A 14,066-nucleotide genomic window follows, 5' to 3' on the forward strand; every position below is an offset into this window, starting at 1 on the left:
CTAAAGTTATAAATCTTTTATCAGGAACAAATTTTTTTATACTATTTGTTGCTTTTTCTGTAATTAAATAAGTAATACTGCGATTACTTAACACTGATTAAAGGTTGCAGAAAACTATCTCTTTTTTGAAAACACAGCCAGGGTCAATAACATACTCACAGGATGGGAATAAAAAACAGCATCTTCTTCTTTAAATAATTTATAAAACTGATTTCTTATGTCTTTGTTCACTAGATCATCAAAAGTATCTGATTCAAATAACCAGTTTTTTAATTCCTCATCATTAGATGTGCCTAAAAACTGAAGTTCCCAATTCCTTTGTATATAAAGTTGACTCTTTGAAAGTCGTTTTATTTTATTAAAAATACGATATGGTAAATTCCAAGGTGTTTTATTGTAGTGATACGTATATAAATTAAATGGATACTGTGCCTGCCAGGTGAGTTTTGCGAGCTCTGGCATGCGCTTTTTAATATAGGCAATTTGGATTTGTCGTCCTGCTAGATATCGTTCTGGAACGGAACAAATAAACTCACATATACGTGCATCGTAATATGGAACTGTTATTGGTTTAGATGCTTCAAAAACTGCTAGATTCACAGATGTCCATCTAGGCGCCCAATACAAACTCTTAAATGCCCGAATTTGCGCATTGGCACTTTCAGGAATATCAATTTCTTTTAACAATTTAATAACTCTGGTTTGAAGATAGCTTTTAAAATCTCCTTCCAATTGCCAAGATTGCCATAATGTCTCAGCCAAGTGCCAGCCTCCTTTTTTAACTAATTTTTTCAAAATAACTTCAACCTGGTCTTCAAAAGACAAGTTTTCTGGAACACCCATGTCATCAAAAAGCACATCTCCCCAATGTCCCAAACTAAAAACATCACCCATTGTTTGATAAGCATCTAGAATAGCCATTTGTCTTGGGTGAGTAAAATCAGAATAACAATTATTTAATTCTGAAAGTGGCTCAATGACATCCCATAAATAGCCCTCTGAAATTTTAAACCCTTGAAACGGGAAACCACAACTAGCGGCTATTTTTTTTCCATATAAAGTTTCATCGTGCCCTCCTTTAAAAGCATAACAATAAGCATGTGTATCAATCCCTAAATGTTTTAAAGCAACGGCTTGTGTTCTACTATCTAATCCACCAGACAATGGCAAAATCATTTTATTTCCTTGTGAATGCTCCTTTATAATCGTCTCAAATAAATCTGCAAACTCATCTACAACTTCATTAAGGGGACGCTCATTAGGTGTATAATGCCATTTAAAATATGGACTTGATTTTAAGACTGAAGTGCCTTCTTCATTTAATTCATAGCGAGTTGCAGGCCTTAATACCTTTTGCTCTTTATAATATGAGTCTTGGTCTAAAAAAAAACCTGTAGCAGCAAATACACATATAGCTTCTAGGTCTAAATTTGTTTTATCTCCTATAAAATAGTTGTGAACTGGGATAATATCCGTAGTAATTTTCATCTATAAGTCAAGCTATTTGGTAAGTTCTAAATATAAACTTTCATGGGCATTTATAAAAATTTCCATAGAATAATGTGTTATACAATAGTTCCGTAAGGCATTTCCCAAAGACAAGCGTTCCTTATTAGGTTTATGAAATAAATTTTCAATTTTCATTGCCAATTCGTTCACGTCAGAAGCTGGAAAAAGTAAGTCAGGAAAGTTTTTTAACACAAAGTTAATACCAGAAATATCAGAACCTAAAACAGGAATTCCCATACACATAGCCTCAACTAACGCCATAGGCATCCCTTCTTTTCTACCTTGATCTAAAGTAGGAATAACATACAAATTAGAAGTTGCAATATATGGTCTAATGTCTTGTTTTTTGCCTAAAAAAAGCACTTGTTCTTGCATCCTTAAACGATCTCTTAAAGCTACTAAAGTGTCTCCATATTCATTTTTGTAGCCTCCTATAACTGTGAGTATAATAGAGGGGTTATTGAGTTCACTAATAGCCTTTATTAATATTTCAATTCCTTTAACTGGAACTAAATTAGCAACAGTAATTATGTGAAATTTATTTGTATCAACTGGTGGTTTTACTTCAAGTATCTCAGGGTTGTAGTAATTGGTATCAATGCCCAAAGGAATTAATGCTTGCTGTTTTTTGTATGGGAAATACGTTCGCATTTCATTATTGATTGTAATAATAAAACTAGCCAAATAACTTCTAATTTTCCAGTGAATATTATTAAAACCCATAGCTTTTTTGGTATAAAGCCATTTTATTCCAGACATACGTACAGCTAAAGCTTCAGACCAATCACTAGTATAATGCCATGAATGAACCATGTCAAATTGGTGGGTTTTAATAAAGTCTTTAAAGCGTTTTTGCCTAAAGATTAAACTATAGTAAGGACGTAATGGGACTGTTGCATCTATAAGGTAAATTGGTAAGCCCAGAGCTTCAACTTCCTCAAAAAACGCACCTTTGTTATGGTTACATGCAATGGATACATCAAAATGTTCTTTATCTAGACCTTTGGCCAAATCATAAAGCACCTTTCCACTACCTGCTGTGTTGAAATTGGGAATCGTATAAAGAATTTTTATTTTTTTATTAATTCTGCCCATTGTTCGAAAGAACTTAAATTTAAGTGTTCGCCTCTATTTTCATTTAAATTTGAAAATTCATAAAATTCATTTTCAATCTTACCTTTAATATTATTAAACAAAGGATACTGTTTTTTAGAAATGATGCCAACTCCCCAATCGGAATCGAAACATATTGAAAACAAGTCCTTATAATGTCTAAATTTGTAAAATGCTTTCCATGTAGTTCCATTCCAAAAAGGACCAGCAGGAGAATTTACAAAATTATATTGCTCTCTTTGATGAAACTCTGATGGTGGATTACAGTCATGCAAAATAATAACGCCATTTTCATTTAAGAACTCTAAACTGTTCAATATATCTTTTTCAACTTGATTAGATATGTGCAACCCATCAATGAAAATAACATCAAATTTGACATCTGATTTTATTTTCAAATTATTATTTTTTAGTTTGTCAAAAAAAGCATCAGAAGTCATTTTAAAGTCTACTGGATTATCATCAAATTCAATTCCAGGGTCCACAGAAAATTTATTTTCGGATTCAATTTTGTTGAAATTCTTTTTTGGATCTCTGACTCCTATTTCTAAATAATATTGAGCTTTTACTAATTTTATAAAATGATTTATAATAAGAGTTCGTCTTGGAGTTTTATGGATTTCCGAGGTAGTTAATTTGGCTGTTTCCCTAAAATATTCATCGAAATGCACCTTTTTTCCCAAACGATGGAAAGTAATTAAATCCACTAAATATTGTTTTATAAAATTCATGCTATCAATTAAAGTAAATTTTCTTTTTATGTAAAATCCTTTTTTTTATACTTCCAATATACCGTTTATCAAAAGGATATTGAATGTAATAATACAACCAAGCCAATATATATGTCATTCCAGATTTTGAATTAATTTCCATCAAATATTGTGATCTCATGGCATACTTAAAATCTTCATCTTTTATAATATTTGGATATTCGTAGGCAAATGAACGTAATAATTCTCTTGTTGCTTTAAACTGTTTCTCTTTATTTGATGTCACTGAATTTCTTTCATGGCGTCTATCTAAGCGTACTAATATTTGATTAAGTCCATGTATTTTAGAAATAAGTGAAAACCTTAATATATAAGTCCAATCAACACTAATACTTGGGTAGTGTTGCGTAAAGTATAACCCGTTATCTACATGAACAGATTTCCTAAACATTAAACAACTATTCACTACTTTTATTTGATGTTTATAATTCAACATAAACATTTCCTCACCATTAGGATATTGATTTCCATGAACTAAAATACCTGGAAATTTACCAACTACTTCTACTCCATTGTAAAATTCAGAAATTCCAGAAACCAAGCCAATGGATGGATCCTTATCTAATGTATCAACTTGTAGCTGTAAACGCTCTGGATAATAATAATCATCTTGCTCAGCTACTGCTATATAAGCCCCTTTTGCTTGATATAGCAAGCGATTCATAGTTGACCCCAACCCTCTATTTGTTTCATTCTTAAGGATGGTTAGCTTTTTAAACTTCAGGGCATATTGATTTAAAATATCTTCAGATTCATCTTTACTCCCATCAATACATGCAATAACTTCAAAATTAGTATAGGATTGCGCCACTAAGCTATCCAATGTTTTTGGTAGTGTTTTTGCACCATTGTAGATGGGTAATATAACTGAAACTTGTATCATTACTATTTATTAATAGAGCTTATTTCAGAAATAAAAAAGATTTTACAACTAAGTTGATTATCAATATTGATTTTACATTTCATATCTATCTTACTTTTATTCTTTTTTTACTTCTTCTTATTTAGGAGTACTTCTCAAAAACATAAATTTTAATATTTAAAAATATACCGATTAATCCTTATAAATAATGAATCTGAAATCAAATGATATTGATATAGTTTCAACAGAGTGTATCCAACAATATATTCAAATAAATTAATATATTTTAATTTAGAGAACAGTTTTAAACTTTCTTTTACATAAATAGTATTCGTTCTATTTTTACAACGATGCAAACCTTTAACACACGCAAAATAGTAAGCTTTAATTAAAGATTTTCTGTAAAAATCTAATAAATAATTGGTATTCAATTTTGAAATCAAATAATTAACAGATTCACAGGATTTTCTAACAATCTCAGGCTTTAAACTTATAGGCTTAGCATAATAAAAAAAATCTACCTTATTGTCAATTATTTTATAATTTTCACTAACAAATAAAGCTCTTATACAGAGTTCTACGTCTTGTAAACGTTCTAAATTTGGATCAAATTTTCCGATTTGTGCTAAAAAGGTTTTATTCCAGAGAATACATGAGGTTTGCCATAAAAATTGGGCCGCTAAAAATTTATTTAATAACTCTTTTTTATTTTTTAGCTCTTTTTTAATAAAATGACTTGTATCATCAACTACATGAAAATTAGGAAAAACAGCGAATTCATTAAATTCAATCTGACGATTGGAAACAAAATCTTCTACAATATAATCGTCCGAATCTAAAAAAACTAAATTTTCAAATTTGGCTAGTTCAATCCCTTTATTTCTACATACGGAAGCATTAGATTTTGAAGAGTTTTTAATAAATCGAATCCTGTTATCGTTTATGTTACTTTTCCACTCTTCTACATTAATAAGAACTAATTTATCTGAACAATCATCCACAATAATCCATTCCCAATCTTTAGAGGTCTGCTCCTGCAAACAGGTTAATATTCTTTTTAACCCATCTAAATCGTTATAATGTGGAGTAATGACACTTAAACTCATTATTTATTTAAAGACTGATTTTATAAATTACATCGAATTTCAAATATATACGCTTTATTGATTTTAACAATGAATCCTTCAAGTTTTTAATATTGCTTACGTTATATTTTGATTGATTTTTTTATATGCAATAGTGCTTATTTTAGATGCAGAGCTTTGTTTGGAGGAATGAATTTATGAAGTCCAAAGTCGCGTTGCTCTTTTTCATTAATATACCCAAAATGAATTAAAGAAGGCAATTCTAATTTCAACATCATGTCTTTAAGTTTAGGGTCCCATTCAATTTGTACTTTTTTTGACTCATGAAATTTTGGAGCATCTAGTATTTTTGATTTATCTATTTCTATATCAAGAATACTCATAACATCAATCATGTCATGATGTAAGTTTTCTGTCTTTCCAATAAAATTTATTCCAGACTTCGTATAACTCATAAATAATTCTGAAACATATCCAGGCCTTTTTTTTATAACATTCCATACAAATTCATTAAAATCATGACTCCCTAAACCATTAAGTATGGAGTTAGGATGCCATAAGCTTGCAGAATTAGTTTCACCAAAGTCTCTCCAGCCAATTGTTTCCATATATTTCCACCACGATTCATACCAAGAAAGAGGGTGTCTTACAAAACAAAACCTAAACGGACTAATATTATGAGATGTGTCTTTTAATATGCCTTTGGTCTTTAGTAGAGACCATAACCGTAATAAATTACGCTTTCGTCCTTTTCCAATTGGGAATAAATTAGAATCATAATCAAAGAGATTAGAATCGTAATCGGCATGTTTATGTCCTTTATTGTGTGCAATTAAGTTATTTGAATCTAAAAGTGATGCAACCCATCGCCCACCTGTTTTTGGGATGTGAAGGAATTCAGCTCCGTTTTTTAATTTTATCGCCATTATATTAATTTGTTACTTAGATTCCCATTTAAACTAAATCATGATGAATAGCCCATTTCTGCCAAGCATACACATGCCATAAAGTTGAAATTTCAATTGAGCTCTCACATACAAAATATTTATTTAAAAGTTCTTTTTAAATATTCTAGATTTATATGTTCTATTCCATAAAAAGAGGTGTCTAATACGGTTTCAATAATATCAGACTTGAGCTCTTGTCTTAACCAAGAATCCATAGTTACTGTAAACTCTTTTTTATGTTTATTAACAATATTTTCTGGGATAAAATAAAAAAGAACATGCTTCAATAACAATTTAGTCTAATAATGATTAATTGTAAAGCCAAATTTTGCACGATTACTAAAAGCAATCATGTTTTTATTTAGAAAAGGCAAATGAACTTCTAAACTATGAACTATCCTTTTAAGTCTACCTTACTAGACATTCCAACTCTTTACAATTATATATTTCACCATTAAAAATTATCACATAACGACCAGAAGGACTAACCATAGGCTGCTTTCCTACTTTTAAACATCTATAATTCCTAATCGGTTAAAACCTTGCTGACAAATAGAATCATACCAAAACCCTTGTTGATCTGGACCTCGATTTAAACTTAAATCTTACAAGTCTTTAAAAGAATTGTCTTCTAATAAATTTGAAGAAATTCTACCTGAAAAACCACACTTAATTAGTTTATATTTTTTGTTAGTTGCAAATGATTTTTTTGGATTTTCACGAAAAAAACAATTTTTATAAATTTCAGTCGTAAATATAGTACAATCATTCAGAACAAATAATTTATTTAAAACTTATTATATGACTATGATTAAGCGATAATCTTAAGGAATTTAAAATTATAAAATCTTAAATAATTAATGATAAAAGTTATATTTGAAATAATAAGTTTTTTAACAACAATATAAATTATTCTTTTTAACTATTACTTTAAAACCAAAAAATGGAATTTCAATATGTATACAATAAAGTCAAAAATGTGCCTTTTATCTCTCATAGAAATGCAAAAACATTATATGACTTTATCCTTAAACACAAACCAGCACATATTCTAGAATTAGGAATTGCTCATGGTACAGCAAGTTGTTATATGGCTGCAGCACTCGATGAAATAGGTCATGGATCCCTTACTTGCGTTGACTTAACAGAAATGAAAGACCACTTTAAACCTTCAATTGAAGAACAACTTAATATTTTAGGATTAAATAAGCAGGTTGACATTCATCGAATGAAATCTGGTTATAACTGGTTTTTGCATGATGCTATCAAGTCCAATTCAAACAATCCTGAAAATATATGTCTTCCTAAATATGATTTAATTATTATCGATGGCCCAAAAAATTGGACCATAGACAGCAGTTCATTTTATTTATGTGATAAGTTATTAAACGAAAACGGTTGGATTATCTGGGATGATTACAATTGGACCTATGCGAGTGCAAATAAAAGAAGAGATGCAACAGATGGTGTTACACATAGAAATCTCTCGGATGACGAATTAAAAATTCCTCATATAAAAGCCATTTTTGAATTATTAGTCATGCAACATCCAAATTATGGCAATTTTATAATCCAAGAAGATTCAGATTGGGTATGGGCAAACAAAATCAGTAATTCGACTCATAAGAAAGTGACTTACCAACAATCATACTCTGCTCGATACTATCTCATTCAAATACTTAGAAAAATCTATAAACGCTTTAAATAATCTCACTAAATTACAAGTTCAAATTCTCTTTTTTGATTAAACAACTAATTACTATTGAAAATAGAATTTTAAAAACAACCTAACAAAAACCAGAAATGTGGCTTTTAAAAGTCTGAATTTATAAAATGATACATACTATTTTTAAAAAAAATGAACCACATACATATGAAAAACTCATTTAACAATACAAATGAAAAAAACATTGGTCAAGTATCCAAAAACAACCCAGGATGGTCAGGTAAAGGAGTTCCCAATTTAAAAACTTTATCTTATAAAGCGCTACGTAACTTTAAAACAAATCTTTTAAGTGGTAATTTAAGCTTGTTTATAAATGATTTGAAGGCGACGTCAATAAATACGTCAGCTTTTGTCTTTAAAAAAAATCAAAAAAATGTTAGATGTTCTTGTTGTAATTGGACTGGTTCTGCTTTTATAACCACTTGCAATAGTAAAAGAGTTAATTATTATTCTAACTGTCCAAACTGTGATTCTAGATCAAGACATCGTGGACTTTCAACACTTTTAGTTCAGGCTTTAGAAAATAAAAGCTTAGATCTTTTATTCTTTGCTCCCGAAAAAATATTATTAGAAATTCTGAATAACCATCTACCCAACATTATTATTAAAACTACCGACTATTATTCAACTGATGTTGATTTTGCAAATGAGGATATACAAAACCTGTCGTTTGAGAGCCAAAGTTATGATTATATATTATGCAATCATGTGATTGAACATGTACCCAACGATGACCTTGCTTTTTCAGAATTATCAAGACTATTAAAGACTAATGGAAAAGCAATCATCACGATTCCAGGAGATTATCATTTAAACCCAACTGTCGAATTTAAACAAACAGACTCAAACGGTCATTTTCGTCATTATGGTCTTGATGTCATTAAAAAAATGAAATCTTATTTTAGCAAAGTTGATGCCATTGATTTACATACCATATCAAAATTAGAGTATGGTGTAAGGAAAAATGATATGGCTTTTATTTGTACAAAATAAGTGTAAGTTTGTTATCTATTAAACCTGAATCCATAGATAATATAACTATCTAACATTACAACAATTAAACATGTATTTACCATTTCTTAAGTTTGTTTTAAAATCATCAAAACTCACCAAGCTTTTACAAAAAAACATCAAGCCATTGCTAGGTTTTAAGCTAAGCAGGGCTTTATTAAATAATTCCTATAAGTCGCTTTCGCCTAAAGAAAAAAAACGGTTTCATCAAAAATTTGCTAAAATTTTTAGACAAGACAGTTCTTTTGCTTTTAATGGAACATGGAACATGCGATTTATGGACTCAAAAATCATTGCTCCTATTGTTAAAGAAAACATGTGGCTAACTTGGGATTCTGCTTTGTCCATGCTAGGTCATGATCTCGAAATTAAATTGTTTTATGAAGATATTTTAAAATCTAAAGATAAGCCTCAAGTGTTTTTTGATGTAGGGGCAAATTATGGAACGCATTCATTTCTTTTCCAATCTCAAGGTGTTGAGACTTATTCATTTGAACCCAACCCAAGATGTTACGACTATTTTAATCAATTGTTTAAGGCAAACGCATTAACCCCAAACATAATAAAAAAAGCAGTTGGTAAAACACCTGGTAATGCAGTACTTTCATTTCCAAATAAAGAAACATGGCTTGGTACGATAAATCAAAATGTTAAAGACACCGTTTTAAAGCGTAATGATTTAATTAATATCGATGTTGAAATAACAACACTTGATACATTTACTCAAGATTTTGGTATCAATCCGGACCTGATAAAAATCGATACTGAAGGCTTTGAAATAGATGTATTATCAGGAGCTTATGAAGTCTTGAAAAACACAAAACCTATTATTGTCTTTGAATCTAACACTAAAGACGATAAGTTGGCAATTTTCGAGAAATTAAGTGATTTTGACTATTCAATTTTCGAATTCAAAGATTTGGCAAATCCACTAGACCTTGAAACGTTCACAACTTCTAGTAAACGAAATTTTGTAAGCTGCCACAATTCCAAAATTTTAGCAACATCTAACTAAAATTACAGGTTATTTACCTTTATTAGAAAACTCAATTGAAGAATAACACATTAAAAAAAGCAATTAAAGTTAATTTGATATCTCATTTAATAATGCTAATTTCAAATCTGCATAAACCTTAAGCTAAATTTTAAATAATATGGAATTAAAAAAACAATCTGAATTCTATGATACTTATTGGAGAGGGTCGAAAAAATACGGTTCTTATAAACTAAAAAGAATCAGCGAAATAATAAAACAACTTGACTTTGCCAAGAAACATAAGAAAAACCCAAGAATTCTTGACTTAGGTTGTGGAGATGGGAGGTGTTGTTCAATATGGCATGAAATTGGTGATACTACTGGAATAGATCTATCCCAAGAAGCAATGAAAATTGCAAAAAAAAGATATCCTTTTATTGAATTCTCCTCAGGAGATGCTACTAACACCAGTTTTAAGGATGGATCCTTTGATATTATAATCTCTCAAGAAGTTATTGAACATATTGAAGTTCAATCAACCTACATAGATGAGTGTAAAAGACTGCTTTCACCAAATGGAATCCTAATTTTAACAACTCCTAATAAATTTTATTTCGATAGACGGATTGGAGGTAATTACTCTAATCAACCTATTGAAAATATTTTATATCCGAAAGAATTAAAAAAACTTTTGAGTAAAGATTTCCATATACTCAAGTTTTATTCCATTATACACCCAAAGGGAGATAAAGGAATATATAGGCTGATAAATAGCAAATTCATTCATTATGGTTTTGCCGCTTTAAAGGCAAATGCATTAAAAGATTATATACAAAGTCGGTTAAATCTGGGTTTGCATATAATTACCGTAGCTAAAAAAATAACATAGTCTAATAAAAATAAGCTAAAAAAGAAATTGTACAATGGTCTGTTGGAAGATTCGAGAAGTCAAAAAAATAAGTAGTCAACTAACAAATTTAAATTTAGAAGAATATGGGTACAGGGTTTCTAAATAGAGTAGATATCTAAGATTTCTTGTACAACTACTCTAAGCCTCATACAACGCCATGAATTGTTGCATCATTAGCGTATTAGAAAATTTAGATGAGGCAAATTCTATAGCAGCTTTACTCATTAGTTTGTAACGCTCTTTGTTTTCTATTAGGTCTTTTATAGCCTTAGCATAACCTTCAACATCTTTTTCAGTTACTAAAACACCTGTCTCGCCATCTATAATCGTATAAGGAATCCCACCGTTATTGAATGCTACAACTGGCAATCCCATCGCTTGAGCTTCAGCAGTAACTACGCCTTGTGTTTCACATCTACCTGTAGGATCAGTAATGGAACTCATTAAAAACACATCATGGTTTGTCAACAAATGTTTTATCTCATCCTGACTTTTTTTACCAACTAAAGCTACATAATTCTCCAGATTTAATGCGCTGATCTGCTTTTGCAAAGCATCAAATAATTTCCCTTCTCCTACAATTGTGTAGTGTACTTTTAATCCTCCTTCCACAAGTAATTTTATTGCTTCTATAGCAAACTTAAAACCTTTAAATGTTACAAGTCTGCCAACAGATATCAATTTCACTTCGTTTCCTAATAAACCCATTCGTACTTGGTTGCTTTTAAAATAACTAACATCAATCCCCATAAAAACAACTCGTAACTTTTCTGGATTGCACCCAAGTTGGGTTACTATCTGTCCTAAAAAAGGCGTATTCACGGTAATAAAATCTGAAACTTTAAAAATAAATCTATAAAGTTCCTGTAAGCTTTTTAATTGCTGGTTGTTTGCAAAATGAGCATCATGCCCATGAAAAGTCGTAATCAGTTTTGCCTGTATAAAGCCACAAGCTTTCATCTCTGCTACACCTCTGCCTGCTGCCGCAAATTGGATATGAAACACATTTATATGTCGTAGTTGGTCATAAAACCGAAACAAATACGGTGAATTTATGATTCGATATCTCAAAGTCAAATCAGAAAGACGAATCCAGTATTTAAAATATTTAAGAATTAATCCTAGTCCAACCAAAAATCGTTTTAATTGAGATTTCGGAATATGAAGATCTATAAGAATGGTATTGTCTAGTATAGAATAGGTTTCTAATATTTTACGTTGCGATGATTGCTCTATTTTGCCTAAATTGTGAGTCAGTACAACAACAGAATATCCTTTTTTTTTCGCCTCAACAATTTGGTTGGTAATAAAGGTTTCAGATAAAGCTGGATATGTAGGAACAGTAAAGCAAATTGTTTTCATACGCATTTAGTTAAACTTCAAATAAGAGTTATCTTTTTGATAAGTTCCAGATAGGTAGAAGCAATTTATAAATTTTCGTTCCATTATACAATCCAAACCAATTTATTAAACGCCAATAATGTTTCTTTTTACTTAAAAAGCTATCAGATTTTATAGCATCAAAATGTCTAGCAGCACGTTTGGCTAATTTAGGATACCCTTTTTTTATTAACTTATAGCTCATGTAATGATGGCGCTTGGGATAACACATCAAACGTTTATCATCACAGGTAGTTAATAAAGCTTCAACTTGCTTATGACTCTTAAAGGACGCCTCAATTTTTACAGTTGAATTTAGCTTACTCAAGCTATCACCTGCAACTAGTCTGTAATGAGCCAAATTTTCATTACAACACACTACTTTCTTGGTCCAAAATAAGACACGAGAAAAATATTCTCCATCGTCATTTGGGCATTTAGCAGGATTCCAATAACCAGCTTTTTCAATTACAGTTTTGCTAACCAACCAGGACACCGTAGGTATAAACCAATTATCCATGCCATAACTAATCATAAGCTCTTTTCCTGTTCTTATTAAAGAATGATTAATATGCAAAAACCTAAACTCTGTTTGATGCCCATCATTGGGGTGGGTCTTGAAATCAATCCAAGGTGAATAACAAATGCCTGCCTGATGTTTTTGCATCAAATGGAGTTGTTTTTCTATCTTGGTTGGCTCAATAATATCATCGGCATCTAAAAATTGAATATACTCGCCAGATGCTTTTTCTAATCCATAATTTCGTGCATTTGATGCACCACCATTTTCTATTGTAAAGCATTTAACACCTTTGCTTTCAAATTCCGGAAACAAATCTCGTGTTTGATCTGTTGAGCCATCATCAATAACAATAATTTCTATTGGCTGATAACTTTGTCTTAAAGCACTTGAAACAGCCTCTTCTAGATAATTCTTGGAATTATAGGTTGGAATAATAATACTCACTAATGGCTGCTTCATTATTTTTTCTTAAAAAAGTGAATTAATTTTTCTCCTTTTTGATGCATCCATAGTGCTCCTTGCACTAATGCATTGTTTTTTATGGCATCATGTTCTTTTTGTAAAGTGCGATACTTTCTTAAAAGGCTTAAAAATAATGGATCGAAATTTTCCTTTAAGTAGCGTTTGCGTTCTTTAATCCTTAATTTCAAATCACTACTGATACCTGGATCATCAAAGTAACAAACAACTAAATCTATATATCGTGTCGTACAGTTATTAAAAACAATCGCATGGTTAGTCAAAATCCAGTCACTTACTACTTGATAGGATGTATCATACCTCAAACCATCATGAAATAGAGATCGTTTATAAAACTCAGCTTGATGTGCCAATGTATTTGTTATGGCTATAATTTTATTCATTGTTTTAGGCATATACAATCTTTGCCATTTATTATTAACTCGCATTAGAGGATCACCATATACAATATCTTCAATGGGATTTAACTTAATAAATGTTTCAATCACATAATTATCAAACAACCAATCTCCACTATTTAAAAACAACAAATAATTACCTGTAGCCTGATCAATGCCTTTATTCATGGCTTGATAAACACCGTTGTCAGGTTCACTTACCCAATAGGCCAAATGTTGCTTGTTACTTTCTATATACGCTTTACTTCCATCTGTACTACCTCCATCAATTACTACATATTCAATATTTTGATATGTCTGACTAAAAACACTTTGCATGGTTTTTTTAAGTCCTTCAAAATTATTGTAATTAATAGTGATTATAGTTATTAGCATG

At 30.4% G+C, this 14,066-nt stretch carries 15 protein-coding genes; 4 read left to right on the forward strand and 11 right to left on the reverse strand.

Annotation, left to right across the window (positions count from 1 at the left end):
• Window positions 1-114: 114 nt before the first annotated feature.
• The 8 genes from LX78_RS09520 to LX78_RS15050 all read right to left on the reverse strand — a co-directional run bounded on the left by LX78_RS09520 (window position 115) and on the right by LX78_RS15050 (window position 6,817).
• The gene (locus LX78_RS09520) at window positions 115-1,488 is read right to left on the reverse strand and encodes an asparagine synthase-related protein (protein WP_109682433.1); all 1,374 of its coding nucleotides are present in this window, start codon (window positions 1,486-1,488) and stop codon (window positions 115-117) included.
• A gap of 12 nt (window positions 1,489-1,500) precedes the next feature.
• Window positions 1,501-2,604 carry a glycosyltransferase gene (locus tag LX78_RS09525; protein ID WP_109682434.1) on the reverse strand — a complete coding sequence of 368 codons (1,104 nt, stop codon included), beginning with the start codon at window positions 2,602-2,604 and terminating at the stop codon, window positions 1,501-1,503.
• Window positions 2,580-3,353: a class I SAM-dependent methyltransferase gene (locus tag LX78_RS09530; protein WP_109682435.1), complete on the reverse strand. Its 774-nt coding sequence runs from the start codon at window positions 3,351-3,353 to the stop codon at window positions 2,580-2,582. The genes LX78_RS09525 and LX78_RS09530 overlap by 25 nt, the downstream gene beginning before the upstream one ends.
• Window positions 3,354-3,357: 4 nt before the next feature.
• A complete protein-coding gene (locus tag LX78_RS09535) occupies window positions 3,358-4,275 on the reverse strand; it encodes a glycosyltransferase family 2 protein (protein WP_109682436.1) in 918 nt (305 codons plus the stop codon).
• Between the two features lie 149 nt (window positions 4,276-4,424).
• Window positions 4,425-5,360 carry a glycosyltransferase family 2 protein gene (locus LX78_RS09540; protein ID WP_109682437.1) on the reverse strand — a complete coding sequence of 312 codons (936 nt, stop codon included), beginning with the start codon at window positions 5,358-5,360 and terminating at the stop codon, window positions 4,425-4,427.
• 137 nt (window positions 5,361-5,497) lie between these two features.
• A complete protein-coding gene (locus LX78_RS09545) occupies window positions 5,498-6,265 on the reverse strand; it encodes a sulfotransferase family 2 domain-containing protein (protein WP_109682438.1) in 768 nt (255 codons plus the stop codon).
• Window positions 6,266-6,384: 119 nt separating this feature from the next.
• Window positions 6,385-6,573 (reverse strand): hypothetical protein, encoded by a 189-nt coding sequence (locus LX78_RS09550; RefSeq protein ID WP_109682439.1) that lies wholly within the window; start codon window positions 6,571-6,573, stop codon window positions 6,385-6,387.
• A gap of 121 nt (window positions 6,574-6,694) precedes the next feature.
• A complete protein-coding gene (locus tag LX78_RS15050) occupies window positions 6,695-6,817 on the reverse strand; it encodes a hypothetical protein (RefSeq protein ID WP_408068262.1) in 123 nt (40 codons plus the stop codon).
• 412 nt (window positions 6,818-7,229) lie between these two features.
• On the opposite strand from LX78_RS15050, the gene LX78_RS09560 reads away from it, so the two are divergent.
• From LX78_RS09560 to LX78_RS09575, 4 genes are all read left to right on the forward strand, one after another.
• A complete protein-coding gene (locus LX78_RS09560) occupies window positions 7,230-7,994 on the forward strand; it encodes a class I SAM-dependent methyltransferase (protein ID WP_109682440.1) in 765 nt (254 codons plus the stop codon).
• Window positions 7,995-8,159: 165 nt separating this feature from the next.
• The gene (locus LX78_RS09565; RefSeq protein ID WP_170109834.1) at window positions 8,160-9,005 is read left to right on the forward strand and encodes a class I SAM-dependent methyltransferase; all 846 of its coding nucleotides are present in this window, start codon (window positions 8,160-8,162) and stop codon (window positions 9,003-9,005) included.
• Window positions 9,006-9,075: 70 nt separating this feature from the next.
• Window positions 9,076-10,038, forward strand: a complete 963-nt coding sequence (locus LX78_RS09570; protein WP_109682442.1) for an FkbM family methyltransferase — start codon at window positions 9,076-9,078, stop codon at window positions 10,036-10,038.
• Between the two features lie 139 nt (window positions 10,039-10,177).
• Window positions 10,178-10,888 carry a class I SAM-dependent methyltransferase gene (locus LX78_RS09575; RefSeq protein WP_109682443.1) on the forward strand — a complete coding sequence of 237 codons (711 nt, stop codon included), beginning with the start codon at window positions 10,178-10,180 and terminating at the stop codon, window positions 10,886-10,888.
• Window positions 10,889-11,047: 159 nt separating this feature from the next.
• On the opposite strand, the gene LX78_RS09580 is transcribed toward LX78_RS09575, so the two are convergent.
• From LX78_RS09580 to LX78_RS09590, 3 genes are read right to left on the reverse strand one after another with little or no spacing between them, the layout of a single operon-like run.
• Entirely contained in the window at window positions 11,048-12,271 is a 1,224-nt protein-coding gene (locus tag LX78_RS09580) for a glycosyltransferase (protein WP_170109835.1), read from the reverse strand.
• A 28-nt stretch (window positions 12,272-12,299) separates the two neighbouring features.
• Entirely contained in the window at window positions 12,300-13,271 is a 972-nt protein-coding gene (locus tag LX78_RS09585) for a glycosyltransferase family 2 protein (protein WP_109682445.1), read from the reverse strand.
• A complete protein-coding gene (locus LX78_RS09590) occupies window positions 13,271-14,065 on the reverse strand; it encodes a glycosyltransferase family 2 protein (protein ID WP_109682446.1) in 795 nt (264 codons plus the stop codon). The genes LX78_RS09585 and LX78_RS09590 overlap by 1 nt, the downstream gene beginning before the upstream one ends.
• Between the last annotated feature and the right edge of the window lies 1 nt (window position 14,066).

Origin of the sequence: Xanthomarina spongicola, from assembly GCF_003148645.1 — a bacterium.
GTDB classification, from domain to species: Bacteria; Bacteroidota; Bacteroidia; order Flavobacteriales; family Flavobacteriaceae; genus Xanthomarina; species Xanthomarina spongicola.